This window comes from Acinetobacter calcoaceticus (assembly GCF_900520355.1).
GTDB classification, from domain to species: domain Bacteria; phylum Pseudomonadota; class Gammaproteobacteria; order Pseudomonadales; family Moraxellaceae; genus Acinetobacter; species Acinetobacter calcoaceticus_C.
The window spans coordinates 625,090-651,130 of record NZ_LS999521.1 but is presented as its reverse complement, the minus strand read 5'-3'; the positions used below and the strand labels follow the sequence as shown (position 1 = coordinate 651,130).

The following is a 26,041-nucleotide window of genomic DNA, read 5'->3' as shown; positions in this document are numbered from 1 at the left end:
TATGAAAATTAAAGAAATGTCAAAAATCAAAGTCCGTAATCAAGTGGCTCTTTCCCCTTTACTTCACAAAGGTGGGATGCATGAAACGGAAAAGCCTCGTGCCCAACACCGTAGAGATAGACAAGATACTAAACAGCAATTGAAAAAAGGTGATTGGTAAATAATTTAAACCAAAATCGAAAGTAATTATTATGAAGGAGATATAGAAATGACTAAATATTTTAAAAACCGCAATAAAAAAAGCGACTCTAACGAGTCGCTTTTTTACTATTCAAGAACTCAAATTATTGAGCTGCTGCAGGAGCTGCCGCTTCTTGACCAGGTTGAACAACTACAGTACGGCTACCAGTGATTGTCGCGAATACACGACGGTTCATAGCACGGCCTTCTTTAGTTTTGTTGTCAGCAATCGGTTGATCCCAAGCGAAACCTTGAGTAGACAAACGAGATGCATCAACATTGTATTCGTTTACAAGAGCTGATTTAACAGAGTTAGCACGAGCTAAAGATAAACGTTCGTTTAACTTACGTGGACCAGTGTTATCTGTGTGACCTTCGATACGTGCAGTAGCGTTAGGATATTCAGTTAACTTCTCAGCAACTTTAGCGATTTCTGGCTTGTATTGGTCTTTGATGTTTGATTTGTTAGTATCAAAGAACACACGAAGTTCCATGTTAAGGTCTTCAGTTAGCTCTTGTGGTTGTGGAGCAACTGGAGTTGGTTCAACTGGAGCAACTTCTACTACAGGAGCAGCAGGCTTCAAATGACCACCAAGAACTACGTTTAAACCAGCAAGAGCTGTATAGTTCCAGAATTTTTCGTCAAAGTTATAAGTACCACGAGCTTCTGTACGAAGAGATAAAGCATCGTTTAAGCGCCAGAAAGCACCAAAACCAGCGTTACCTAAAGTACCTTCTTCACCATCACGATAAGCTAAACGCGCATCATCAAATTCATATTTATAGTGACCAGCACCTAATAATACGTATGGCTTGATTTTGCTGTCATAGTTTTTAGTGATTAAATCAGAAGTAACATAGAAGTTACCGTTGATTTGTTGTTGTTTGTATTCACCATAGTTAGTGTCTACATCACCTTTTACTTGGCTATATTCAGCTTCGAAACCTAACCATGGTGTTAACTCAATACCAAGAGCTGCACCAACGAACAAATCGTCTTGTAGTTCAGGTCCGTTAGTTAACTCGCCATCTTTACCGCCATTGTTGTGTTGACTGTCTTGGAAAGTGTAACCAAGCAATAATGGTGTAACAGTTACGCCAGCATTAGCAGCAGCTAAAGGTGCAGCGACAAGCATAGCAAGTGCAATACGACTCAATTTCATGGATATCCTCCAGAGATAACAATTGTTGTTCAAGCTCAGCCTAAATTTATTGGCCCCTGAGATATTTTTACCCCAGTATTATTTTTAAGCTATTCACATTTGAATCATACAAACACTTGATAGACTTTCCAAGTGCTTGATAATTTTAATCAAGTAAATTATTGACAAAATTACTTACAATTTCCGTTGTAATTCGGTAATTTTTTACTCAACTAGCAAATATGGACAACTTCTTTCTTTCGCTTAGGGTGATTTTACCAGTATTCTAGCGTCCTGATAACCTTTATTTAATTTTGTGTTTCCTCATTATAAAAAGCCTTATAAATCATTGATAGAACGCATAAAATCAAAATATCAATTCATATATTAAGGAATTTTAATGTTCAAATCTCTTGGTTTCACATTGATGGAACTCACTATAACGCTCGCAATTCTTATGATTATGTTCACTATAGCGCTTCCTTTATACCATCAATTTATGGCTTCGGTAGAATTAAAAAACACGCCTCGACTACTGACAATTCATATACAAAAAGCCAAATACGACGCAATTCTACGACATAAGAGTGTCGTACTTTGCCCAAGTGTTGATTTAACGCTGTGTAATAGTAATTGGGATACAAGCCTTATAAGCTTTGTAGACACAAATCATAATCTACAAAGAGAAAACGACGAAGAGATATTGACCAATGTTGAACTTAATCATCGTTATGGTTCTTTAAAATTTCAAAAATTCGGAAAAAAATTAAATAGTATCGTATTTCAGGGAGACACTGGACTGCCACGCGAGTCTAACGGCAGTTTTACATATTGTTCTTATGACCAGCTTAAAAACTTTAAATTAGTTCTCAGCAAAATGGGACATATTCGTTTAGAAGACCTTAAAAATTGTTAGAACTCTACAGTCTAATGCAGAAGATATCTCTCTGTGTTTTTTGCAATATACTGCCTAGGTTTTAAACATTTCTTATTTTGAGATTAAGAATAACCGGAGATTACAACAATGACTGACATCGTAATTATTAATGGTGCTCGTACTGCCATGGGTGGTTTTCAAGGATCACTATCAGGACTTACGGCGCCTGAATTGGGTGCGGTAACAATTAAAGAAGCAATCGCACGAGCAGGTTTACAGCCTACTGATGTCGAAGAAGTTATTATGGGTTGTGTCCTTCCTGCTGGCTTAAAACAAGGCCCTGCTCGTCAAGCCATGCGTAAAGCTGGCTTACCAGATTCTACAGGTGCAGTAACAATTAACAAGCTTTGTGGTTCTGGCATGAAAGCTGTTATGCAAGCTGCTGATATGATTAAAGCAGGTAGTGCTGAAGTAGTTGTTGCTGGCGGCATGGAGTCTATGACAAATGCACCTTATGTTTTGCCAAAAGCACGAGCTGGCTACCGCATGGGCCATGGTGAAATTAAGGACCATATGTTTCTTGATGGGCTTGAAGATGCCGAAACTGGTCGTTTAATGGGTTCTTTTGCTCAAGATATGGCAAATACACGTGGCTATACACGTGAGCAAATGGATGACTTTGCAATTCGTTCTTTGAAACGTGCTCAAAAAGCAATTACCGAAGGTTATTTCAAAGATGAAATTGTTCCTGTTACCGTACCTAGTCGCAAAGGCGATGTTGTTGTTGACCAAGATGAACAACCTTTAAATGCAAAAATCGACAAGATTCCTTCACTTAAACCAGCTTTTGCAAAAGACGGAACAATCACCGCAGCAAACGCGAGTTCTATTTCAGATGGTGCATCTGCATTAGTATTAACATCGAGTGAAGTTGCCACTCAACGTGGTTTACAGCCGCTTGCGAAAATTATCGCAACAGCTTCAAACTCTCAGCATCCTTCAGAATTTACAATCGCTCCTGTGGGTGCCATCGAGAAAGTTCTGAAAAAAGCTGGCTGGAATGCTCAAGATGTTGACCTATGGGAAATTAACGAAGCTTTTGCCATGGTTACCATGTGCCCAATTGATGACTTCAAACTTGATGCTGAAAAAGTCAATATCAATGGTGGTGCTTGTGCACTAGGCCATCCAGTAGGTTCTACAGGTTCTCGTATTATTCTTACGCTTATTCATGCATTGAAACGCACGGGTGGTAAAAAAGGTATTGCTGCACTTTGTATTGGTGGTGGTGAGGCTACAGCCGTTGCAATTGAACTCATTTAATTAAAAATAACTATTTTAAAATCCCACTTCGGTGGGATTTTTTATGAAAAAGCTACAAAAAATGACCCACAAAATCACTTTTAAGTTTTAACTTATTCTTTTAAACGAAAACAACAATGGACAATAACAATGCAACTCAATCACTATCTCAACTTTCAAGGTCAGGCAGAGCAAGCCTTTAATTTTTATAAGTCAGTTTTTGGCGGCGAGTTCGGCATATTGAGCCGCTATGGTGATATGCCACCAACAGAAGGTGTGACTTTATCTGAAGCTGATAAGAATCTGGTTCTTCATGTTTCACTGCCAATTAATGAATATACCGTACTTATGGCATCAGATACAAATGATCAGTTCTGTGCTCCTAACAGTGTTTTTACCCAAGGTAATAATCACTACATCTCGATTAATCTTGAAAAGGATGAGCAAGAGAAAGCAAAACAACTTTTTGATGCTTTATCTGTAAATGGTCAAATTGAAATGCCTCTAGAAAAAACATTCTGGGGCGCATTGTACGGCGCTTTTACCGATCAATTTGGCATAAAGTGGATGGTTAATTGCCAATTGGACACATAAATTTCAGCATAAAAAATCCCGCAATTTGCGGGATTTTTTATATCAGGACTTATTCAGCACCTGTTTGATAACTTGCTTGCGGTACAGCCGTTGAAGCTTGATACGGGTTGGTAAAGTCTTGTAAACCCGCCGCTGCTTCTTGCACATCTTTGCCTTCTTTTACGACAAAGCTATCAAAACCAGAACGCTTTAAGTAGTTTAAGACATCCTTAAACACATCTCCCGTTGCCCGTAACTCACCCTGGAAACCTTGGCGACGTAATAGTGCTGCAAATGAGTAGCCTCGGCCATCGCCAAAACCAGCAAACTCAATAAAAATTGCATCAAGTTCATTTAATGGGAACGTATGATCTTCAGGCGAATCATTCACAGTTACATACAAAGCTTTTTTACCTTGAATGTTTGCTAATTGATCAAGTTGAGCCGTTGTTACCACAACGTCACCTTGAGGAATAACACCATCTTCAGCAATGATTTGATAAGTATTATCTGCAATCGTGCCATCTTTATAAAGCACTGGTAGAGCTGTATTAAGCATATGCACGCTCCTTAAATGGTTGAATTCCTACACGGCGATATGTGTCAACAAAACGCTCACCTTCAGTACGTAAATCAAGATAAGTATTTAATACTTCTTCAATTACATCGGCAACAGCATCTGCTGCAAATGATGGCCCTAAGATATCACCGATTGATGCATCATGGTCTGAATTACCACCTAATGTAATTTGGTAGAATTCAGCGCCTTTCTTATCTACACCTAAAATGCCGATGTTACCTACGTGATGGTGACCACAGGCATTCATACAACCAGAAATATTTAAGTCCAAATGACCAAGGTCATACACTTTATCTAAGTCATCGAAACGGCGTGTAATTGCTTCAGCAATTGGAATTGATTTTGCATTTGCAAGTGAACAGAAATCACCGCCCGGGCAACTAATAATATCGGTAATGAAACCAATATGCGCACGTGCCATATTTTGCTGTTCAAGCGCTTGCCACACATCGAACAAATCTTTTTGAGGTACATCTGCCAAAGCAATGTTTTGTTCGTGAGTCGTGCGAAGTTCACCGAAAGTATATTTATCAGCAAGATCTGCAATAAAGTTCATTTCTTCGGTAGTCATATCACCCGGTGCAATACCTGCACGTTTCAGAGAAATCGTAACAATACGATAGCCCTTCACTTTATGTGCATGTGTGTTGATATTGAACCATTGTTTGAATTTTGGATGCTCAGCAAATAAAGCAGTGAAGTCTTCATCTGCCAAATCTTGATAATCAAATGGGATGAACTCTTCATCCAGTTTTTTCAAGATTTCTGGCTGAATTCTTAATGATTCACGTGTATGTTCAAATTCAGCTTCAACTTTCTGAGCAAAAACTTCAGGAGTTAACGCTTTAACTAGAATTTTGATACGCGCTTTATATTTGTTATCACGACGGCCATGCAAGTTATAAACACGTAGAACTGCTTCTAAGTAAGAAATTAAATCTTCGCGTGGTAAAAACTCACGAATAACACTACCAATGATTGGAGTACGGCCTAAACCACCACCAGCCATAATTTTGTAGCCGATTTCACCCGCTTCATTACGCACGATATATACACCAATATCGTGAAATGCTGTTGCTGCACGGTCTTTTTCTTCAAGTGCAGAAACGGCAATTTTGAACTTACGTGGCAAAAATGCAAATTCAGGATGGAACGTACTCCACTGACGGATCAATTCACATGTTGGACGTGGGTCTGCAATTTCACCTGCAACCACACCCGCATATTGGTCAGTCGTCGTGTTACGAATACAGTTACCACTGGTTTGAATGGCATGCATTTGTACCGTTGCAAGTTCAGCTAAAATTTCTGGTACATCTTCAAGAGCTGGCCAGTTTAACTGAATGTTCTGACGTGTAGATACGTGTGCGTAGCCACGATCATATTCAGTTGAAACTTCAGCAATTTTACGTAATTGTTTTGAACTCATTAAGCCATACGGCACAGCAATACGCAGCATAGGCGCATAGCGTTGCACATATAAACCATTTTGCAAACGTAATGGACGGTATTCATCTTCAGAAAGTTTGCCCGCTAAATAGCGCTCTGTCTGATCGCGGAACTGAGCAACTCGTTGATTAATCAGCTGCTGATCGAAATCGGTATATAAATACATGGCGTACGGCTAGTAGTTTCATTATTAAGGCAGATAGCATAGCGAGCTTTTATTCATCAATAAAATGCTTTTTTTGCATATTTAATAACGGTTTTATTGATAAGCTTTAATATAAATCGATATAAAAAAAGCCCGGATAAATCCGGGCCCTTTCAAGAGAAGCTTTTTATTTGTTATCTGGTAAGGCATAAGCCACTAAATAGTCGCCCATTTTCGTACCAAATGAACCATGACCACCGGCCATAATCACAACATATTGCTTGCCATTGATTTCATACGTCATTGGTGTTGCTTGTCCACCAGCTGGTAAACGTGCTTCCCAAAGTTTCTTACCGTTAGTGACGTTAAACGCACGTATGTAGTTATCTTGAGTTGCACCAACAAACATGACATTACCGGCAGTAGAAATTGAACCGCCTAAACCAGGCACACCAATTTTCACAGCTGGTAACTGGAACAAGTTCGGTAAGCTGTCACGAATTGTACCAATACGTTTTTTCCATACCACTTCATGAGTTTTTAAATCAACGCCTGCAACATATCCCCAAGCTGGTTGTTTACAAGGTAAACCAAGCGGAGATAGGAATGCGCTAATTTCTACACCATAAGGTACGCCGTACATCGGTTGTACGCCCTGTTCAGTTCCCGCACCTTTTGCAGTTTGCTCACGATTTGGATCAGCAGGAATTAAACGGCTTACGAATGGTAAACCAATCGGGTTCATTACAGCAACTTGACGGTCAGGGTTAACTGACATACCACCCCATTCAAATACACCTAAGTTACCAGGGAAAACTAAAGTACCGTTTTCTGATGGTGGAGTGTAAATACCATCGTAATTTAGACGTTTGAAAGAAACACGACACATGAGCTGATCAAGCATAGTGGCTCCCCACATATCTTTATCTGTCAATTTGTCTTGTGGAGCTAAGTTCAAGTCAGAGAATGGCTGAGTTTTTGAGTAGAACTCACCTTTAGTTTGTGGTCCACGTTTAACTGTTTGTGGAACTGGTTTCTCAGTCACAGGAACAATTGGTTGACCATTACGACGATCAAGAACAAAGGCATTACCTGTTTTCGTCAATACATAGATTGCAGGAACAGTTTGACCAGCTTTATTTTTAATATCAGCTAAAGATGGTTGCGATGGTACATCCATATCCCATAAATCGTGATGGGTTGTCTGGAAGTTCCATACCAACTTACCTGTAGAGGCATTAATCGCTAACATTGAGTTTGCATAACGCTCTTTAAGCTCAGTACGGTCACCACCCCAGATGTCTGGAGTACCTACACCTGTTGGCACATAAACGATATCAAGTTTGGCATCGTATGCTAAAGGTGCCCACGCATTTGGTGAGTTATGAACAAAGTTCGTACCTTCACCTGGCATTGCATTTGGATCTGCCGCGCCTGTATCAAATACCCAAAGAAGTTTACCAGTGTTAACGTCGTATCCACGAATCACACCAGATGGCTCTTTATTTGAGTAGTTATCTGTTACTGAACCAGCAATCACCACGGTTGAACCAGTCACAATACCTGGAGATGTTGGGTTGTAACCGCCTGGATAAGCATATGGCATAAACTCTTGCAAGTTCACTTCACCATTTTGACCGAAGTCAGTACATGCTTTACCAGTGTCTGCATTTACAGCAACTAAACGGCCATCATTAACAGGAACAAAGACCTTACGCGGACATTGCGTAGAGTTAGATTTCTTGCCTTGAAGACTTGTTGCAAACTCAGTTGTGTTGTTTGCATCGTAATACATCACACCACGACAAGTTAAATGCTGGAACGATTTATCCGTTTTAAGCTTCGGATCAAAACGCCATTTTTCTTTACCTGTAGCAGGATCAATCGAAATTAATTGCTGATGAGCCGTACAGATAAACATGTTATTACCGATTTTAATCGGAGTAACCTGATTGGTTGTTTCGCCAGAGTCATTATCCGTTTTAAGATCGCCAGTACGTAAAGTCCAAGCAACTTTCAAATCTTTTACGTTTTGGTCATTAATCTGTTTCAACGGAGAATAACGCACACCTGCCTGAGTACGACCATAAGCTGGCCAGTCACTCTCTGCAACACCAGGTACAGCTTGAGCAGTTTCCGGCTGAGGTGTTTTGATTTCACCATTAATTTCTTGCGGATCGTTGAAAATCGAATAGACCATCAACAAGATTGCAATTGCTAACGTTGAAGATAAGGCAACTTTACTTGATCCAAGGTTGTTGATTCCACGAGTTACAGCTGGAACCAATAACCATAAACCAAGAATACCTAAAATATCTAAACGAGGTGCAAGAGCCCAAAAGTCAGTTCCAACTTCCCAGACTCCCCAAATAATGGTGCCTAGCATTAAAGCAGCATACACCCACAATGCTGTGGAAGCGCGCTTATAGAGTTGCCATGCAACAATAAGGAGTAATACACCAGCAATAATATAGTAAATTGAACCGCCTAATGTAGCGAGCCAAATACCTCCAATTAACAGGAATAACGCCAATAACCCAACAATAATTACGGTAAAAGTCGTTAATCCTGATCTTGAAGTAGGTTGAGTCATAAACCACCTCTTATCAATCATCATTTTTATCGGAAAGATAGGCCAAACTTTTAATTAAAAATTCGGCATCATCGATACATCTAAAACAAAACTCAGGCATAAACAAAAAACGGAAGGTCAAGTTATTTCAATCAGTGATTTAATCTCGACAATCCGTTTTAGTAGTAAATACGCTTAGAATGCGGTTGAGAATTTAACACCGCCTACCCAAGTATTATCACCATTTTTTAATGCACCCACATGACGAACATATTGTACATTCGGACGAATAGTCAGCCAGTTGGTAGCATGAATACCGTAGTAAAGCTCGGTATTGTATTCAGTGTCGTATTCTTTATTTTGGACATCGTTCCAATCATCGTTGATATGGATACGCGCAACACCTAATGCCAACTCATCTTGAGGACGTTGATTGAGCAAACCTTTATAGACTAAGCCTACATTTTGCATGTTATCAATTTTGTTGGTATCAGAGTCGTGGAATGTCAGATTCACAAAACCGGTCAAACCACGGTCTGTTTGATCAGCAGGCTGGAATAATTTTTGTTTTGCAGTAACCCAAACACCTTGCTTATGAGAGTTTTTGGTTTCATCTGTAATTTCTTTAGCATCAGCAGTGCTGTAGTAATAACCTAAACGGTATTCACCAGCCATGCTTTGTGTACCGAGTTTCGGTGACCAGACTACTTCAGCTGGAATAATTGCACCGTGAGAGCCGTCTGTACTTAAGTTAAAACCTTTGCCTCGGTCCAGATTTTCTGGGTTGTATTCATATACACCCACTTGCGTATATAAGTCTGGTTGCAAGTTATATTTAACACGCATTGCCCATTGGCTGACTGGCCAGTTATACCACTGATCGCCTACCCAGTTCCCCACTTGCGAGCCACACAGTGCCAAGTTCTGGAAATCACAGTCAAAACTATTAAAGTCTTCACCTTCACCAAAACGACCCACTTTAACGTCTAATTTTTGATCCATGAATTTTTTCTTAATCCATAAATCTGTTAAACGCCAAGTTTGCTCGCGCCCCCACACTTCTTGTGCAGAACTCAAATGTCCCGCTAAAGCTGGTGAATGCTCAGAAAGCGACTGACCATCACGATAAGTTAATGTGATTTGAGCTTCTGTATCTTGCCACCCTAAAATTTTGTTTAGATCAAAATGGGTTCCTAGAGCAAGTTGCCCCGTATAAGCACTACCATGCGTAGATGTATTTTTTGAATCTAAAATACCGGCATATTCACCGGTATATCCAAAAGAAAAATCATAACCTTGTGCTTGTAACGCGGAGCGTTGACCGTTCCAATCACCCAACATCCACGGACTATTTGGGTCAAATGCAGCAGCAGCTTGTGCGTGCTGTATAAAAAGAGTAATTGATAAAACGGATAAACAGGAAGCCATCAAGGATTTATGTGTTTTCATGTTTACATACCTTTTATGTCTTTGTTTATAAAGGGTACGCTAATTTTATGTAAAGAAATTATTCAAAATGTTAATCAATTGATTAATCTAATAATAATCTTACTACACATTGTATAAGAAATGGCCTCAGCTCTTTACCATTGCCCTTCACCAAGCTTTTGACCTATAAAGGAATATCTCATTTTTGATCTTGAAAACTTAATTGGGCAAGCCAACTGTGGTTCTGTATCTGCTGTATTATTTTGCAATGGTACATCCACAATCCATCCACGTTGTTGTGCTAAAGGCGAATTTAACGCCTCATTTAGACTTAAGACAGGTTCTACGCACACATCAAGATTTGCAAATATTTCATGCCATTCTTTAAATGTTCTGGTTTTAATTTTTTCTTGAATAGCTTGTTTAACTTCTTGTCGATCTTCGGCATCTAATGAAGCACCCTTTTGTAATAATAAAGGCAGATCAAGCGCTATTGATAAACCTGACATAAATTGTGGTTCAAGACTGCCAATTGAAAGATAGCGCCCATCTTGTGTCATATAGTAATCATAGAAAATGCCACCATTGAGCATGCCCTGCTCTGGTACCTGCTCGACCTGTGCAGCAAGTGTGGCTGATGCAGCCATACTATTTAAACTAGCAACACAATCAGTCATGGAAATATCAATATATTGCCCCATACCACTGCGACCACGTTCAACGACCGCCGCTAAAATAGCAATGACAGCATGAAGTGAACCACCTGCAATATCTGCAACTTGAATGCCCAACGGTGGTGGACCACTGTCTTGTCGGCCGCTATACCCAGCAATACCAGCTAAAGCTAGATAGTTAATGTCATGCCCAGCTCTGTCTTTATAGCTTCCTGTCTGTCCATATCCGGTAATTGAACAATAAATTAAACGTGGATTAATCTCTGCAAGCGTTGAATAGTCTAATCCTAGACGGCGCATGACATCAGGCCGAAACTGCTCGATGACAATATCAAATTCGGAAATCTTGGCTTTAATTAGATCAATACTCGCCAGATCTTTTAAATCGAGAACAATCGATTGTTTATTTCGGTTTAGATAACTATGTGCCGTTGCTTGTCCATTTGCGTAGGGTGGCATGATCCGAATTAAATCTGGGCGCGATGGAGATTCAATATGGATGACTTCAGCCCCCATATCGGCTAAGTACATTGTGGCAAAAGGTCCGGGTAAGAGTGTCGAGAAATCGAGAACTTTAAGTCCATTTAATGCTGTCGTCATCGTTTTATTAACCACTATTATTCATATTTTCTTTTATATTAGTTAAGCAAATATTCTAAAACAATGTCATGTTCAGCCATTTACCTTGATCATTTCGGCAATTTAACATGTAAAAAGTGCTTTTACTCTGTTGTAAATAGCCAATTTATTTTTTTAGACGGTCATTTAGGTCAATTTAAAGTGAACATCAAAGAGACTGAAGGATTCAATATGAGTCGCGATACGATTAGCATCCACTTCGTGAATGCGGCTTTAACAGGCGTAAAGCGCCTTGGCATGGATGTTGAAATACTCCTTTCACATGTGGGCATTGAAGCGGAATTATTACGTCAACCTAAAGCTCGAATCTCACCAGAACAATACACTCGTTTTATAAAAATGTTGTGGATGGTCACACAAGATGAACACGTTGGCTTTGATGTACAACCACGTCGTCTGGGCACTTTTGCCATTATGTGTCAGTTGATTATTCACGCAAAAACATTGGGCCAAGCCCTTGAACTCTCATCTCAATTTTACAAATTATTTGGCGATGAATGGTCTGTAAGCCTAGAGCGTGACAAACATGAAGCACGTCTAGTTCCGCTCATTCCAAAAACTTTAGATCCAGATCATTTCATTACTGAAAGTATGCTCATGATTTGGCACGGTCTAGCATCATGGTTAATTGAACGCCGCTTGCCATTAGAACGTGTTCATTTTAGCTATCCACGCCCTGCGCATGCAGATGAATATGATGCATTATTTTTTGCACCAGTCATGCAATTTGATGCACCGCGTACTGAAATTACATTTGCGGCTGATTATCTTGATTTGCCAATTCGCCAAGATGAAAAAACACTAGAAGAGTTCTTAAAAGCAGCACCTGCTCAGCTTTTAGTAAAATTCAAAAACACCAACTCGCTAACTTCTCGTATTCGTGAAGTGCTTAAGAGCCAGATTGGTGAAGAAATGCCAACGCTTAACGACGTTGCATCAATGTTGTATTTATCTCCACAAACCTTACGTCGCCGCTTGGCTGCTGAAGGGAAAAGCTATCAAGGCGTAAAAGATGCTTTACGTCGAGATGCGGCTATTCACTTATTACTCAACCCTGAATTAACACTTGAAGATGTTGCTCAACAAGTTGGTTTTAGTGAAACCAGTACATTCCACCGCGCATTTAAAAAGTGGACTGGTGTAACTCCTGGTTTATATCGCCAGCTACACGGTTACCACTAATTCTTAACTTCACTTTCGAGTTTCACATTTAGCCCAAGTTCAACTTGGGCTTTTTTGTATTTCTATTGGCAAAAATCATCACCTGACTGGTGCGCTTATCGTCATTGCGTTGCCTTTTAAAACCAGTACACTCAAAACACAACAAAGTTTAAGTAATAAAAAAGGAACTGTTATGAGCGAGGCTTATATTATTGATGCCATTCGCACACCACGCGGAAAAGGAAAAAAAGATGGCTCTCTTTACGAAGTAAAACCAATTACCTTACTCACCACGTTATTAAATGAATTACAGCAACGCCATCAACTCGATACCTCTAAAGTCGACGATATTGTGCTGGGCTGTGTAACTCCTATTGGTGATCAAGGCGGTGACATTGCAAAAACAGCAGCGATTGCAGCGGGTTGGAATGATGATGTTGCCGGTGTGCAAATCAATCGCTTTTGTGCATCAGGTTTAGAAGCAGTCAACATGGCAGCAATGAAGGTTCGCTCAGGCTGGGAAGATTTAGTTGTTGCAGGTGGCGTTGAGTCAATGTCACGTATTCCAATGGGGTCTGATGGCGGACCATGGGCGTTAGACCCTGAAACAAACCTTAAATCATCATTTGTTCCACAAGGTGTCGGTGCAGACCTCATTGCAACTTTAGACGGCTATAGTCGCGAAGATGTAGACACATTTGCCGTGAATTCTCAACAAAAAGCAGCGGCGGCTCAGGCAAACGGCTATTTCGATCAATCAGTGATTCCTGTAAAAGATCACTCAGGCATTTTGATTTTAGAAAAAGATGAGTTTATTAAAGGAAATACAACAGTTGAAGGCCTGACTAAACTCAACCCAAGTTTTGAAATGATGGGACAAATGGGTTTTGATGCCATCGCCTTACAAAAATATCCTGAAGCGCAAAAAATAAATCATGTTCATCACGCAGGTAACTCATCGGGCATTGTTGATGGAGCTGCTGTTGTTTTATTAGCCTCAGAAAAAGCTGTGAAAGAACAAAACTTAAAACCACGCGCTAAAGTTCTGGCTACCGCACTCGTTGGTACAGACCCAACGATCATGCTCACTGGCCCTGCTCCTGCTGCACGTAAAGCTTTAGAAAAAGCTGGCCTCACCATTGATGATATTGATCTGTTTGAAGTCAATGAAGCCTTTGCAGCAGTTGTGATGCGTTTTATCAATGAACTTAACGTTCCCCCTGAAAAAGTCAACGTAAATGGCGGTGCGATTGCTTTAGGCCATCCATTAGGTGCAACGGGTGCCATGATTTTAGGCACGCTACTTGATGAGCTTGAACGTCAAAATAAAAAGCGCGGTTTAGCTACGCTCTGTGTTGGTGGTGGTATGGGTATTGCCACCATTATTGAACGCGTATAAAGATTAGGGATATAAAAGATGAGTGCAATCCAATACGAAAAAAATGCCGACAATATTGTCATTTTAACGCTTGATTCAACTGGTCAATCTGCAAACACCATGAATGCCGAGTTTCGAGACTCGCTTGATGAGGCAACCCAAAAACTAAAAGCAGAAACAGCACTTGCGGGCGTTATTTTCCGCTCAGCCAAAAAAACTTTCTTTGCTGGCGGCGACTTAGATGAGCTGATTCAAGTTCAGCCTGAAAATGCGACTGACTTTTTTAATATGGTTGAAAAACTAAAAGGTCATTTACGTGCCATTGAAACTCTAGGCATTCCTGTGGTTGCAGCATTAAATGGTACAGCTCTAGGTGGTGGTTGGGAAATCGCATTAAGCTGTCACCATCGTATTGCAATCAATGACACTAAAAGTAAATTTGGATTACCAGAAGTTACTTTAGGCCTATTACCGGGCGGTGGCGGTATTGTTCGCATGGTACGCTTACTAGGCCTTCAAAATGCATTCCCGTTTTTAATGGAAGGCAAGCAGTTTGGTGTCGATAAAGCAAAAACTTTAGGCTTAATCCACGACACTGCCGAAAACGAACAAGAGCTTTTAGATAAAGCGATCGCATGGGTAAAAGCTAATCCTAAGTCTCAACAACCTTTTGATGTTAAAGGTTATAAAATTCCAGGTGGCGATCCAAAAACTCCGGCAGTTGCTCAAGTTCTTGCGATTGCCCCAGCCATGTTAAGAGACAAAACCAAAGGTTGTTATCCTGCCCCTGAAGCAATTATGGCGGCAGCGGTTGAAGGTGCTCAGGTCGATGTAGATACTGCTTTACGCATCGAATCTCGCTACTTCACCGAACTCACCACCGGTCAAATCTCTAAAAATATGATCGGTACGTTCTGGCACGGTCTAAATGCAATTAAGTCTGGGGCTAGCCGTCCTGCCGATGTTGCCAAATGGCAAGCGACCAAAGTTGGTGTGCTAGGCGCGGGCATGATGGGTGCAGGCATTGCCTATTCAGCCGCAATTAAAGGCATTCCTGTAGTGTTGAAAGATGTCTCTTCTGAGAATGCTGAGAAAGGTAAAGCTTACTCACAAAAGCTTCTTGATAAACGTGTTTCTCAAGGTCGTATGACCGCAGAAAAACGTGATCAGGTTTTATCTCTGATTACGGCTACAGCTTCAGCGGAAGACCTCCAAGGTTGTGACTTAATTATTGAAGCCGTATTTGAAAACCAAGAGCTCAAAGCCAAAGTCACTCAAGAAGCTGAACAATATTTAGTTGGAGGTGGAATCTTTGCATCGAATACCTCCACCCTACCAATCACAGGTTTGGCAACGGCGAGTAAAGATGCCCAGAAGTTTATTGGACTACATTTCTTTAGCCCAGTCGACAAAATGCAGTTGGTTGAGATTATTAAAGGGAAAAACACTTCAAGCGACACACTTGCTAAAGCCTACGACTTTGTACAACAAATTGGAAAAACCCCGATTGTTGTAAATGATAGCCGTGGCTTCTTTACCAGTCGTGTATTTGGTACTTTCATTCAAGAAGGTATGCGTCTACTTGCTGAAGGTGTCCACCCAGCGCGTATTGAAATGGCAGCACTTAAGGCAGGCATGCCTATAGGTCCTCTCGCTATTCAAGATGAAGTATCTCTAACCTTAACCGAACATGTTGCCAGTGAAGCACGTAAAGCATTACAAGCTGAAGGTAAAGATTTACCTAAAACGCCTGTAGATGAAGTGGTTCATACCATGATTCATGAATTGAACCGTAAAGGTAAAGCAGCGGGTGCAGGTTTCTATGACTATCCTGAAAATGGTAAAAAGCACCTTTGGGAAGGCTTAAATCGCTGGCAAAAAGATCATGATATTTCTGAGCAAGATATGATTGATCGCATTTTGTTTGTACAGGCTTTAGACACTCTACGCTGTTATGAAGAAGGCGTATTGGAGTCGGTGATTGATGCCAATGTTGGTTCTATATTTGGAATTGGTTACGCTCCGTGGACCGGAGGTGCAATCCAGTTCCTCAACCAATATGGTATCGAGAAAGCACAGAAGCGAGCTGAAGAATTGGCTGCCAAATATGGCGAACGTTTTACACCGCCAGTATTACTAAAAACTAAAGCTGAGCAGAAACAAAATATTCAATAACTTAGGTTTAACGAATATTTAAAAACTGCATAAACCTTACCCATATAAATATATTTTATTTATATGGGTTTTTCTTTATGACCTTTAAGATTTCAGCCTCACGCCTAAATATGCTATAAATAGACTTCATTTTTGTGCTTCTACAGCACATTCGAGAAATCCTTATGTCCGATAAAAATTCTTCCGAGTCAGCAGCTTTAGGCTGGAAATTTGTTCTGATCGTTGGTGTTTTGAGTGCGATTTTCCTTGGCTTTTTCTATTTAGCGATGAGTAATGAACCTGACTATATGCCAGGAGCTCAGCGCAAAGCACAACAAGAGCAAATGCAGCAAAAAGCTGAAAATTCCACAGAGCAACACGCTCAACATAGTAACAACATGTCTGAAATGGATATGAAAGAACATCAGAACTCAACTCAGTAATTAGATATCAAATGACAGATTTTTCCCGTAATGCACTTGTTGTAGAGGGTGGAGGCATGCGTGGTGCCTTTACCAGTGGTGTACTTGACGCATTTTTACAACAACAGTTCAATCCTTTCGATTTATATGTTGGCGTGTCATCTGGCTCAACCAACGTTGCAAACTACTTAGCAGGTCAACAAGGCCGCACGTTAACATTTTATATTGATCACTCACTACGTCCTGAATTTATCGATTACAAACGCTTTTTTAAAGGTGGCGATTTACTTGATTTAAAATGGATGTGGGAGATTGGCGAGCAAGAGCATCCGCTTGATCAGCAAAGTCTGTTTGCTAAAAATCCTGATTTTTATATGGTATTGACGCATGCCAAAACTGGGCATGCTGAATATCTTCGTGCAGGTAAAGACAACTTGTTAAATGCACTTCGTGCATCTAGCTCGATTCCAGTTTTAACACGTCATCCTGTTGAAATTATGGGTGAACCTTATTTTGATGGCGGTGTTGCGGATGCACTACCCGTTCGCTGGACGGCTCAGCAAAGTGACGTCAAAAAACTCTTAGTTTTACGCACTCGCCCGAAAAACTACTTTAAGGCCAGTAGTCGCGGTGATCAATTCCTCGCGAAATATGCGTTTAAACATCATTATAGTTTTGCAAACAGCTTACGTAGCCGTTGTGCTCGCTATAACGCTTCGGTCGATTTTGTCCGTGGTCCTAACCCAGACCAGCAAATTTTAGAAATTTGTCCACCGCCACTTAAAAATATGGCGGGCCGTTTAAGCACTAATCCGAAAAAGCTTCGCTATAGCTATGAAGTCGGTTTAGAAACAGGTCTACAAGCAATTGAAAGCTGGAATGCAATGAAGTAAACATAAGTTGAGATTTCTAAAAAGAAGTCTCAACTTAACTCTAAAATCATATCAATATGTGGGATGCCACAATCTAGATATTCCTCGCCTTGAACGACAAAGCCCAATGCTTCATAAAACGCGGTCACATAAGTTTGAGCTGAAAGCTTTAGATAAGGTAATTCTTGCTGACGTGCATACTCAATAATATGCTGCATTAAAATTTTGCCGATCCCTCGCTTGCGATAAGGTACTAAAACAGCTACCCGTCCTACGCTATGCTGCGACAACAAGCGTGCTGTGGCAATCGGCTGATCGCTGTCATACACCATAAAGTGCAGAACTGTGGCATCCAGATCATCCCATTCATCTTCAGGGAAAATTCCCTGCTCTTGAATAAAAACCTGCTCACGAATGAGCTTGGCATCTTGTCCAAACTGCTCCCAATCACCCGCTATAATTCTAAACATCTATTCACCTGCTTAGCATTTACAGCCAATATTTTCGATAGGCAACTGGTCTTGTAATAACAATTCTAGAGTATGTTTTTGAATGCCGTACATTTCTTTCAAAGCTTGAATTTGAGCCATAATCTTGGCATCAGGCTGAGTAACATTTTTACGTTTCGTCGCCAAAATCATTTTATTTTTACTGGTATGTTCAAGCGACACAAACTCAAAAACTTTAGTTTCATAGCCATATGCCTTTAAAAGCAATGCACGTAATGTATCAGTCAACATTTCGGCTTGTTGTCCTGCATGAATGCCGAATTGCAGCATTGGCTGTAAAACTTCTGGACTATGTAATTGTGGACGTAATTCTTTATGACAACACGGCGCGCACATAATCATAGAAGCATTTAAACGAATGCCTGTATGAATCGCAAAATCGGTCGCAACGTCACAAGCATGCAAGGCAATCATGACATCAAGTTTTTCCGGTTGATAACTACGTACATCACCTTCAAAAAAATCTAAATGATTAAAATCAACTTTGTCTGCAACTTTTTGGCAGAACTCAACCAGATTCGGGCGTAATTCAACACCTGTAATTAGAGGTGTTTTCTGCTGTTCTTGCAAATAGTCATATAACGCAAAAGTTAAATAACCTTTACCTGAGCCAAAATCTACAATCCGTAGTTCTTGCTGAGATGCATCAATTTGCTCATAAGCACTCGCAAAAATTTCTATAAATTTATTAATCTGTTTCCATTTACGCGCCATGCTTGGAATGATTTGGCCTTTTTCATCGGTAATACCAAGCTCCTTTAGAAATGCATTGCCCTGCTGTACATAGCGTTGCTTCTCACGATCATGTGTCTGAACCATTTGCGTCGCATTTGCCGCCTGTTTTTTACCCATATTTAACATGGCTTTTTTCTTATTCTTTTTGAGTTGAATTTCTTGAGTAGCCGAAAATAAATTCGCTTGCTTACACTGTATGATTAATTGCTCAATCTGCTGTAAGCCCTCTTCAAATGAATAGTTTTTGGTCATATCCTGAGTAGTATGGTGATATAAAGCTGAAAGCTGTTTTTGCCCATGTAACTCAACAATACGGAAAGTGATTTTTTCCAGTTGTTCCAAATCTCCCTTATATTGGCTCAAAATCAAACGCTCAAAAGTTTGTTGATCAAGCATTTGCTTAATTTCATGGAAGAATTGCTGTTCTTGCTCAAAGGAAAAAACCGACACGGATATACCTAAAAATGAAGACTCATATGAAATAGAAGTTTAAAGGGTCTAGGATTAAAAATAAAATAACTTTACGACTGTTTTGTATTTCTATACATTCGTATTTTTAATCAAAAAAATTAAACTTATGAGTAAATCTGTACTGGAAACTTACGATCCTAAAGAAGAGCTATTTAACGCCTACAGCCATGGAGCTGGTGTCATTATGGCTGTTATTGCTTCTATCTTTTTAATTATGAAGGGATCTTATCTTTCAACTGCTCAGTGGATTGGTTTATGGGTATACTCATTTAGTCTGATTCTGGTTTTCACCAGCTCTACACTCTATCACTTTGCTCAAACACAAAATCTACGTTACTGGTATAAGAAACTAGACCACACTGCTATTTATTATTTAATTGCTGGGACCTATACCCCTTTCTTAAGCATCGCTATACCTACTACAAAAGCTCATATTCTGCTGATTGCTCTATGGAGCATTGCTGCAATTGGTACACTTTTCAAGTTAGTTTTTATTCATCGCTTTCAAAAAATTTCTTTGCTTGCCTATATATTAATGGGATGGCTTGCCGTGTTCGTCATGGATGATATGCGCACTTATTTAAGTAAAGACGCATTGATTTTCTTGATCATTGGCGGATTAGCTTATACGGTTGGAGCATTGTTTTACGCGTTAAAAAAGGTAAGATATACCCATGCGATCTGGCACATTTTTGTGCTTTTAGGTGCAGGAGCACATTTTCTTGCTATCTATTGGTACATTGTTTAGTTCATTTTTCACTCTTATTCAGTGATCCTGAAAGAGTCATGGATGATGTTCTTTCACGCTATTCTTTGAGAAAAATACGTCTTTAAAAAGAATAGTAAACCAAAAATAAATTTTAACTGATATAAGGTCTTATATGGAGTCAACTTCTGCGACTGCTGCTCCGGCAGTAGCCACTAATTCAAAAGCGCGGGTTTTGTTTGCAAGCTTAGTCGGTACAACCATTGAGTTCTTCGACTTTTATATCTATGCAACAGCTGCCGTAATTATCTTTCCTCACCTGTTTTTCCCTGCTAGTAGTGGTAGTGCCGCAGTCTTACAATCTTTAGCAACCTTCGCCATTGCCTTTATTGCTCGCCCTATCGGTGCAGCGTTATTCGGTCATTTAGGAGACCGTATTGGTCGTAAAGCCACCCTAGTTGCAGCTTTACTGACCATGGGCGTTTCAACTGTATGTATTGGTTTACTTCCAACCTATGCACAAATTGGTCTTGCCGCGCCTTTACTATTGGCTCTATGTCGTCTAGGGCAAGGTTTGGGGTTGGGTGGTGAATGGAGTGGTGCAGTATTACTCGCGACCGAAAATGCCCCAGAAGGTAAAAGAGCTTGGTATGGCATGTTCCCACAGCTCGGCGCTCCAATTGGCTTTATTTTGGCAACAGGTTCATTTTTATTATTGGGTGCAGTCATTCCTGAGCAGGAATTCATGCAATGGGGCTGGCGTATTCCGTTTATTGCAAGTGCTGTATTAGTGATTGTTGGCTTATATATCCGTTTAAAACTCCATGAGACTCCAGCATTTCAAAAGGTCTTGGATAAGCAAAAAGAAGTCAATATTCCATTTAAAGAAGTCTTAACTAAACATACAGGCAAACTTGTACTTGGTACGATTGCAGCAATCTGTACGTTTGTCGTGTTTTATCTTACCACCGTATTTGCCTTAAACTGGGCAACCACCAAATTAGGCTATGCACGCGGTGAGTTCTTGGAACTTCAACTCTTTGCCACACTATGCTTTGCTGCGTTTATTCCATTATCGGCTATTTTTGCAGAAAAATTTGGACGTAAAGCCACTTCGATTGGTGTTTGTATTGCTGCTGCTATTTTCGGTTTGTTCTTCTCTAGTATGTTAGAGTCAGGAAATACATTAATTGTCTTCCTTTTCTTATGTACAGGCTTGGCGATTATGGGATTGACTTATGGTCCGATTGGTACAGTTCTTTCTGAACTTTTCCCAATTTCAGTTCGTTATACAGGTTCAGCGTTAACGTTTAACTTGGCAGGCATTTTTGGTGCATCATTTGCTCCACTCATTGCCACTAAACTTGCTGAAACCTATGGTTTATATGCAGTTGGTTATTATCTTACTGCGGCATCACTTTTATCACTCATCGCTTTCTTATTCATTCGTGAAACAAAAAATGATGATGTGAATAATCAGATCTAAAATTAGAAATTCTTATATAAAAAAAGCCGGTTCATCATTGACCGGCTTTTTTTACAGATACAACTTAATTGATCGTTGCTGGATTCGCAGGTGCACTCATATTGCTTGCTGCAACTGCCGCTGGGCCTGCCACTGCTGCTTCCCCAATTAAAGCCACTTTTGCTTTTTCTTGGCTCTTCGTAGATAAAGCAGGATTAGCTGCCACAATACGATTAATATTTGCTGAGTTTGCCGGAGCAATCGCAGTAGTTTGTAAAATAATTGGGCGATTATTTGTGTTACCCAACGTATAGCGAATGCCTGTACGTGGACTAATCACTGTTGTATTTTCTTGCTTCACTACAGCCTGAGCCGAAGTTGGCCCTTTTGCTGCAAGGACTTTATCAACCGTTGTCGTTTGAGGAGCCGAAGCTGTTTCTGCTGCGAAAACAAAACTAGGCACAGCAAGAACAGTTAAAAATAAAGGTTGTAATACTTTTTTCATTGTCTTTCCAACATACACTCTGGATGAGAAGTAAATAGCATTTAATGCTTAAAACTGCAAACATTATTCACAGGCTTACTACAAACGTAAAAAAAGCAGAACAATTGTTCTGCTTTTTTGTGCAGGCAGATTAGATCTTACCGTGACATTGTTTATATTTTAGTCCTGAACCACATGGACATGGCGCATTACGGCTTTCTGGAACAGGGAAAGCTTGCTGATCGTCAGACTCGTTCATGGTTTCTTGAGAAAGTGTAACTTCACCCGTTAAACCATCTACATCATCATGTTCAAAAGAAAGCTTCATCGATTCAGCTTGCTGCTGCTGTTGAGCTTCCATTTCTGCAAGTTCTTCTGGTGTTGGGATATGAACGCGAGACAAATCAGTCACAACATCAGTTTTAATAATGCTCAACATATTTACAAACAGGTTGAAAGCTTCTTTCTTGTATTCCTGTTCAGGGTTCTTTTGCGCATAGCCACGTAAGTGAATACCTTGACGCAAATAATCCATTGCAGCTAAGTGATCTTTCCAATGGCGGTCAAGAGAGTTTAAAACGAAATGACGTTCAAGCATTGCTGCTGATTCGTCACCCATTTGAACACGTCGTTGACGATAACGTTCAATCACCTCATCACTGATTCGCTCAACTAAACCTTCTTCATCTAGACGGCGATCTTGATCTAACCATTCTTGAATTGGTAGCTCAATACCTAAATCAATACGTAAAGCATTCTCTAAACCTTCAACATCCCACTGATCATGAATTGACTCTGGTGGAATAAAGTTCGCAATCACGCCTTTCATCACTTCATGATGCATTTCTTCAACGTATTCTTTTAAAGTATTTTCAGCTAGCACTTCATCACGTTGTGAATAAATGATCTTACGTTGTTCATTATTCACATCATCGTATTTCAATAAGTTTTTACGAATATCAAAGTTACGTGCTTCAACTTTACGCTGAGCGTTCTCAATTGAACGACTCACCATTTTATGTTCAATCGCTTCGTCTTCTTTTAAACCCATCGCACGCATCATGCCAACGACACGGTCGCCTGCGAAAATACGCATAAGGTCATCTTCAAGAGATAAATAGAAACGAGAAACACCAGGGTCACCCTGACGGCCCGCACGACCACGTAACTGGTTATCAATACGACGTGATTCATGGCGTTCAGAACCAATGATATGCAAACCACCTGATTTCAATACATCTTCATGATCTTGTTCCCATTGTGCTTTCAGATGTGCTTCATCTTCAGCAGTAGGGTTTTCAAGTTTGGCAAGTTTTGCTTTCCAGTTACCACCCAAGATAATGTCAGTACCACGACCAGCCATGTTGGTTGCAATCGTTACCGCATTGGGGCTACCTGCCTGAGCAATAATGTCAGCTTCACGCTCATGTTGTTTTGCATTCAACACTTCATGGTGAATACCAGCTTGCATTAACTTAGAAGATAAAATTTCACTGGCTTCAATGGTTGCCGTACCAATAAGAATCGGTGCAACACCTTGTTGGCGAATATTCATAATTTCTTGAATAATCGCTTCATATTTACCATTACGGTTTAAATAAATTAAGTCGTTTTGGTCATTACGTACCATTGGGCGGTGAGTTGGAATAATCACAACATCAAGGCCATAAATTTCTTTCATTTCCGCAGCTTCAGTATCAGCAGTACCTGTCATACCTGAAAGCTTTTTATATAGACGGAAATAGTTCTGGAATGTTGTGGTTGCTAAAGTCTGGTTTTCAGGCTGAATTTCCAAACCTTCTTTTGCCTCAACAGCTTGATGCAAACCTTCTGACCAACGACGACCTGGCATTGTACGGCCAGTATGTTCATCAACAATAACCACTTCACCATCGTGAATAATATAGTGAACATCGCGTTGGAATAAGAAATGTGCACGAATAGCGGCAGACACATGATGAACAAGACTTAAATTCGTTGCTGAATATAAGCTTTCACCTTCGGCTAACAAGCCCATCTGAATAAGCTCTTGCTCAACAGTTTCATAACCAATTTCGGTCATTTCAACTGAACGCTGCTTTTCATCAATCCAGAAATGCCCGCCATCTGCGACTTTTTCTTCTTTTTGCGGACGTAATCTAGGTGGAATTGTGTTAATTGCAGCATAAAGATGCGAAGAGTCTTCACTTTGACCAGAAATAATTAATGGTGTACGTGCTTCATCAATCAAGATTGAGTCAACTTCATCGATAATGGCATAGTGCAAGCCACGCTGTTTCTTTTCTGCTAAAGAAAACACCATGTTGTCACGTAAGTAGTCAAAACCGAATTCGTTATTGGTACCGTAAGTAATATCAGAAAGATAAGCTTCCGCTTTTTCTGATGGACCTTGCATTGAATAAATGGTACCAATTGATAAACCCAAAAATTCAAATAATGGGCGGTTCAACTCAGCATCACGCTGTGCTAAATAATCGTTCACAGTAATGACATGAACGCCTTCGCCACTTAATGCGTTTAAATAACACGCCAAAGTACCCATCAGGGTTTTACCTTCACCGGTACGCATTTCGGCAATCTTACCTTCATGTAAGGTAATACCACCAATAAGCTGAACGTCATAGTGACGCATGCCCATTACACGTTTGGCAGCTTCACGACACACTGCAAACGCTTCTGGAAGTAATTTATCTAAACTTTCGCCATTATTATAACGTTGTTTGAATTCTGGAGTTTTTGCAGATAAGTCTGCATCGCTTAAAGCTGATATCGTCGGCTCGAGCGCATTGATTTGCTCAACAATTTTGCGCATGCGTTTGAGTTCACGCTCATTTTTTGTACCGAAGATACCTCCGATCAGACTTGCCAACATGGATAAACTCTCTAAATCTTGCTTGGTCAAATGAATAAACTTTTTCTCAGTCGTTTATTATGGTGCCAGAAATTTGAAGTACAAGGGTTTTGCACAAAACCCCTAAAAAAAATCTGATAGTTAGACGAATGGTTTTATCATTCACCTAGTCCCCCGTAATGTGCCTTGCACCTAAAAACGTAACATTAACGCTCATCTATTAAGCATAACTTCCGAGAAATCTAATTTAGCAAATTTACCTTAAAGTTACATTGATTAAGCACATAAAATAGTGAGTTTTAGTCATATATATTTACACTTATATAAAAAACTCATAATAAAATACAAAAACAATAATTTTAATCATAAAGATAATGCTGCATATTCATTGGATCGAATAACAAATTATGACCAATTGAGGAAAGACCATGACACTGCGATTAGGAGATACAGCCCCCGATTTTCAACAAGAATCGAGTGAAGGCACAATTAATTTTTATGATTTTCTAGGGGATAGTTGGGGAATTTTATTTTCACATCCAGCCGACTATACGCCCGTATGTACAACAGAGTTAGGTTACACAGCAAAATTAAAAGATGAATTTGAAAAACGTAATGTTAAAGCGATTGCTCTGTCAGTAGATGATGTAGAGTCTCATAAGGGTTGGATCAATGACATTAACGAAACACAAAATACCACTGTAAATTTTCCAATTATTGCAGATAAAGACCGTAAAGTATCTGAGCTATATGATTTCATTCATCCAAATGCCAGTGAAACGCTCACAGTGCGTTCTTTAGTGATTATTGACCCTAATAAAAAAGTTCGCTTAATCATTACCTACCCTGCTTCAACAGGCCGAAATTTTAATGAAGTCTTACGTGTTATTGACTCATTACAATTAACTGACAAGCATAAAGTCGCTACGCCTGCGAACTGGCAGCAAGGTGAAGATGTCGTTATTGTTCCTTCACTTAAAGATGAAGAAGAAATTAAACAGCGCTTCCCTAAAGGCTATACAGCGGTTAAACCTTATTTACGCTTAACACCACAGCCTGAGTGAGGATAAAGCGAGCAATGCTCGCTCCGAACGCAAGACAAGCGTAGCGCGTAGGCAAGCATTTGAAAAGTTCGCTACAAGACAAGCGAAATGCGTAGGTAAACATTTGAAAAGTTCATGACAAGCAAAGCACATAGGTAACATCAATAAACTTTAAATAAGCCAAGCGCATAGTAAGCCTCAAAAATCCTAAGGGGAATAAGTAAATATC

Annotated in this window: 22 protein-coding genes; 12 read left to right on the top strand and 10 right to left on the bottom strand. The window is 40.0% G+C overall.

What is annotated here, in order from left to right:
* Position 1 precedes the first annotated feature (1 nt).
* Positions 2-160: a hypothetical protein gene (locus tag AC2117_RS18825; RefSeq protein WP_171459050.1), complete on the top strand. Its 159-nt coding sequence runs from the start codon at positions 2-4 to the stop codon at positions 158-160.
* A gap of 124 nt (positions 161-284) precedes the next feature.
* Here AC2117_RS18825 and omp38 read toward each other — a convergent pair whose 3' ends face one another.
* Complete coding sequence (gene omp38 / locus AC2117_RS03145) at positions 285-1,343, bottom strand: outer membrane protein Omp38 (protein ID WP_133971871.1); 1,059 nt, start codon at positions 1,341-1,343, stop codon at positions 285-287.
* A 379-nt stretch (positions 1,344-1,722) separates the two neighbouring features.
* Here omp38 and AC2117_RS03140 point away from each other — a divergent pair, with 379 nt between their 5' ends.
* From AC2117_RS03140 to AC2117_RS03130, 3 genes are all read left to right on the top strand, one after another.
* A complete protein-coding gene (locus AC2117_RS03140; RefSeq protein WP_133971869.1) occupies positions 1,723-2,238 on the top strand; it encodes a GspH/FimT family pseudopilin in 516 nt (171 codons plus the stop codon).
* A gap of 108 nt (positions 2,239-2,346) precedes the next feature.
* Complete coding sequence (locus AC2117_RS03135; RefSeq protein ID WP_133971867.1) at positions 2,347-3,522, top strand: thiolase family protein; 1,176 nt, start codon at positions 2,347-2,349, stop codon at positions 3,520-3,522.
* A gap of 129 nt (positions 3,523-3,651) precedes the next feature.
* Positions 3,652-4,095, top strand: a complete 444-nt coding sequence (locus AC2117_RS03130) for a VOC family protein (protein ID WP_133971865.1) — start codon at positions 3,652-3,654, stop codon at positions 4,093-4,095.
* A 49-nt stretch (positions 4,096-4,144) separates the two neighbouring features.
* On the opposite strand, the gene AC2117_RS03125 is transcribed toward AC2117_RS03130, so the two are convergent.
* The 5 genes from AC2117_RS03125 to AC2117_RS03105 form a co-directional block, all read right to left on the bottom strand.
* On the bottom strand, positions 4,145-4,633 hold the full coding sequence (locus AC2117_RS03125) for a DUF934 domain-containing protein (RefSeq protein ID WP_133971863.1): 489 nt from the start codon (positions 4,631-4,633) through the stop codon (positions 4,145-4,147).
* Positions 4,626-6,269, bottom strand: coding sequence for a nitrite/sulfite reductase (locus tag AC2117_RS03120; RefSeq protein WP_042897474.1), 1,644 nt, complete (start codon positions 6,267-6,269; stop codon positions 4,626-4,628). Before AC2117_RS03120 ends, AC2117_RS03125 begins: the two co-directional genes overlap by 8 nt.
* 166 nt (positions 6,270-6,435) lie before the next feature.
* A complete protein-coding gene (locus AC2117_RS03115; protein WP_133971861.1) occupies positions 6,436-8,841 on the bottom strand; it encodes a glucose/quinate/shikimate family membrane-bound PQQ-dependent dehydrogenase in 2,406 nt (801 codons plus the stop codon).
* 174 nt (positions 8,842-9,015) lie between these two features.
* On the bottom strand, positions 9,016-10,248 hold the full coding sequence (locus AC2117_RS03110; RefSeq protein ID WP_133976157.1) for a carbohydrate porin: 1,233 nt from the start codon (positions 10,246-10,248) through the stop codon (positions 9,016-9,018).
* 155 nt (positions 10,249-10,403) lie between these two features.
* The gene (locus tag AC2117_RS03105) at positions 10,404-11,522 is read right to left on the bottom strand and encodes a CaiB/BaiF CoA transferase family protein (protein ID WP_133971859.1); all 1,119 of its coding nucleotides are present in this window, start codon (positions 11,520-11,522) and stop codon (positions 10,404-10,406) included.
* A 210-nt stretch (positions 11,523-11,732) separates the two neighbouring features.
* Between AC2117_RS03105 and AC2117_RS03100 the strand changes: the two genes are divergently transcribed.
* From AC2117_RS03100 to AC2117_RS03080, 5 genes are all read left to right on the top strand, one after another.
* Positions 11,733-12,743 (top strand): AraC family transcriptional regulator, encoded by a 1,011-nt coding sequence (locus AC2117_RS03100; RefSeq protein WP_042897494.1) that lies wholly within the window; start codon positions 11,733-11,735, stop codon positions 12,741-12,743.
* Positions 12,744-12,915: 172 nt separating this feature from the next.
* A complete protein-coding gene (locus tag AC2117_RS03095; RefSeq protein WP_133971857.1) occupies positions 12,916-14,121 on the top strand; it encodes an acetyl-CoA C-acetyltransferase in 1,206 nt (401 codons plus the stop codon).
* Between the two features lie 18 nt (positions 14,122-14,139).
* Positions 14,140-16,275, top strand: a complete 2,136-nt coding sequence (locus AC2117_RS03090; protein WP_133971855.1) for a 3-hydroxyacyl-CoA dehydrogenase NAD-binding domain-containing protein — start codon at positions 14,140-14,142, stop codon at positions 16,273-16,275.
* 164 nt (positions 16,276-16,439) lie between these two features.
* Positions 16,440-16,697 (top strand): hypothetical protein, encoded by a 258-nt coding sequence (locus tag AC2117_RS03085; protein WP_133971853.1) that lies wholly within the window; start codon positions 16,440-16,442, stop codon positions 16,695-16,697.
* Positions 16,698-16,708: 11 nt separating this feature from the next.
* Complete coding sequence (locus AC2117_RS03080; RefSeq protein ID WP_133971851.1) at positions 16,709-17,569, top strand: patatin family protein; 861 nt, start codon at positions 16,709-16,711, stop codon at positions 17,567-17,569.
* Between the two features lie 29 nt (positions 17,570-17,598).
* Here the strand turns inward: AC2117_RS03080 and AC2117_RS03075 are convergent, their stop codons facing one another.
* Together AC2117_RS03075 and AC2117_RS03070 are read right to left on the bottom strand one after the other, a co-directional pair.
* Complete coding sequence (locus tag AC2117_RS03075; protein WP_133971849.1) at positions 17,599-18,018, bottom strand: GNAT family N-acetyltransferase; 420 nt, start codon at positions 18,016-18,018, stop codon at positions 17,599-17,601.
* 12 nt (positions 18,019-18,030) lie between these two features.
* Positions 18,031-19,242: a class I SAM-dependent methyltransferase gene (locus AC2117_RS03070; RefSeq protein ID WP_133971847.1), complete on the bottom strand. Its 1,212-nt coding sequence runs from the start codon at positions 19,240-19,242 to the stop codon at positions 18,031-18,033.
* Between the two features lie 127 nt (positions 19,243-19,369).
* Here AC2117_RS03070 and trhA point away from each other — a divergent pair, with 127 nt between their 5' ends.
* Both trhA and AC2117_RS03060 read left to right on the top strand, forming a co-directional pair.
* Positions 19,370-20,011, top strand: a complete 642-nt coding sequence (trhA, locus tag AC2117_RS03065) for a PAQR family membrane homeostasis protein TrhA (RefSeq protein WP_133971845.1) — start codon at positions 19,370-19,372, stop codon at positions 20,009-20,011.
* 133 nt (positions 20,012-20,144) lie between these two features.
* On the top strand, positions 20,145-21,455 hold the full coding sequence (locus AC2117_RS03060) for an MFS transporter (RefSeq protein ID WP_133971843.1): 1,311 nt from the start codon (positions 20,145-20,147) through the stop codon (positions 21,453-21,455).
* Between the two features lie 64 nt (positions 21,456-21,519).
* Here AC2117_RS03060 and AC2117_RS03055 read toward each other — a convergent pair whose 3' ends face one another.
* Positions 21,520-21,939 carry a hypothetical protein gene (locus AC2117_RS03055; RefSeq protein ID WP_133971841.1) on the bottom strand — a complete coding sequence of 140 codons (420 nt, stop codon included), beginning with the start codon at positions 21,937-21,939 and terminating at the stop codon, positions 21,520-21,522.
* 130 nt (positions 21,940-22,069) lie between these two features.
* Positions 22,070-24,790 (bottom strand): preprotein translocase subunit SecA, encoded by a 2,721-nt coding sequence (secA, locus tag AC2117_RS03050; protein ID WP_133971839.1) that lies wholly within the window; start codon positions 24,788-24,790, stop codon positions 22,070-22,072.
* A gap of 407 nt (positions 24,791-25,197) precedes the next feature.
* On the opposite strand from secA, the gene AC2117_RS03045 reads away from it, so the two are divergent.
* Positions 25,198-25,833: a peroxiredoxin gene (locus AC2117_RS03045; protein ID WP_133971837.1), complete on the top strand. Its 636-nt coding sequence runs from the start codon at positions 25,198-25,200 to the stop codon at positions 25,831-25,833.
* Positions 25,834-26,041: the final 208 nt, after the last annotated feature.

Excerpts from the sequence above, each read along its gene's own strand:
- AC2117_RS03110 (WP_133976157.1), bottom strand. The coding sequence starts at position 10,248 with ATGGCTTCCTGTTTATCCGTTTTATCAATTACTCTTTTTATACAGCAC.
- AC2117_RS03115 (WP_133971861.1), bottom strand. The coding sequence starts at position 8,841 with ATGACTCAACCTACTTCAAGATCAGGATTAACGACTTTTACCGTAATT.
- AC2117_RS03095 (WP_133971857.1), top strand. The coding sequence starts at position 12,916 with ATGAGCGAGGCTTATATTATTGATGCCATTCGCACACCACGCGGAAAA.
- AC2117_RS03045 (WP_133971837.1), top strand. The coding sequence starts at position 25,198 with ATGACACTGCGATTAGGAGATACAGCCCCCGATTTTCAACAAGAATCG.
- AC2117_RS03060 (WP_133971843.1), top strand. The coding sequence starts at position 20,145 with ATGGAGTCAACTTCTGCGACTGCTGCTCCGGCAGTAGCCACTAATTCA.
- AC2117_RS03135 (WP_133971867.1), top strand. The coding sequence starts at position 2,347 with ATGACTGACATCGTAATTATTAATGGTGCTCGTACTGCCATGGGTGGT.
- AC2117_RS03120 (WP_042897474.1), bottom strand. The coding sequence starts at position 6,269 with ATGTATTTATATACCGATTTCGATCAGCAGCTGATTAATCAACGAGTT.
- AC2117_RS18825 (WP_171459050.1), top strand. The coding sequence starts at position 2 with ATGAAAATTAAAGAAATGTCAAAAATCAAAGTCCGTAATCAAGTGGCT.
- AC2117_RS03080 (WP_133971851.1), top strand. The coding sequence starts at position 16,709 with ATGACAGATTTTTCCCGTAATGCACTTGTTGTAGAGGGTGGAGGCATG.
- secA (WP_133971839.1), bottom strand. The coding sequence starts at position 24,790 with ATGTTGGCAAGTCTGATCGGAGGTATCTTCGGTACAAAAAATGAGCGT.
- AC2117_RS03075 (WP_133971849.1), bottom strand. The coding sequence starts at position 18,018 with ATGTTTAGAATTATAGCGGGTGATTGGGAGCAGTTTGGACAAGATGCC.
- AC2117_RS03090 (WP_133971855.1), top strand. The coding sequence starts at position 14,140 with ATGAGTGCAATCCAATACGAAAAAAATGCCGACAATATTGTCATTTTA.
- AC2117_RS03085 (WP_133971853.1), top strand. The coding sequence starts at position 16,440 with ATGTCCGATAAAAATTCTTCCGAGTCAGCAGCTTTAGGCTGGAAATTT.
- AC2117_RS03055 (WP_133971841.1), bottom strand. The coding sequence starts at position 21,939 with ATGAAAAAAGTATTACAACCTTTATTTTTAACTGTTCTTGCTGTGCCT.
- AC2117_RS03125 (WP_133971863.1), bottom strand. The coding sequence starts at position 4,633 with ATGCTTAATACAGCTCTACCAGTGCTTTATAAAGATGGCACGATTGCA.
- AC2117_RS03100 (WP_042897494.1), top strand. The coding sequence starts at position 11,733 with ATGAGTCGCGATACGATTAGCATCCACTTCGTGAATGCGGCTTTAACA.
- trhA (WP_133971845.1), top strand. The coding sequence starts at position 19,370 with ATGAGTAAATCTGTACTGGAAACTTACGATCCTAAAGAAGAGCTATTT.
- AC2117_RS03105 (WP_133971859.1), bottom strand. The coding sequence starts at position 11,522 with ATGACGACAGCATTAAATGGACTTAAAGTTCTCGATTTCTCGACACTC.
- AC2117_RS03140 (WP_133971869.1), top strand. The coding sequence starts at position 1,723 with ATGTTCAAATCTCTTGGTTTCACATTGATGGAACTCACTATAACGCTC.
- AC2117_RS03130 (WP_133971865.1), top strand. The coding sequence starts at position 3,652 with ATGCAACTCAATCACTATCTCAACTTTCAAGGTCAGGCAGAGCAAGCC.
- omp38 (WP_133971871.1), bottom strand. The coding sequence starts at position 1,343 with ATGAAATTGAGTCGTATTGCACTTGCTATGCTTGTCGCTGCACCTTTA.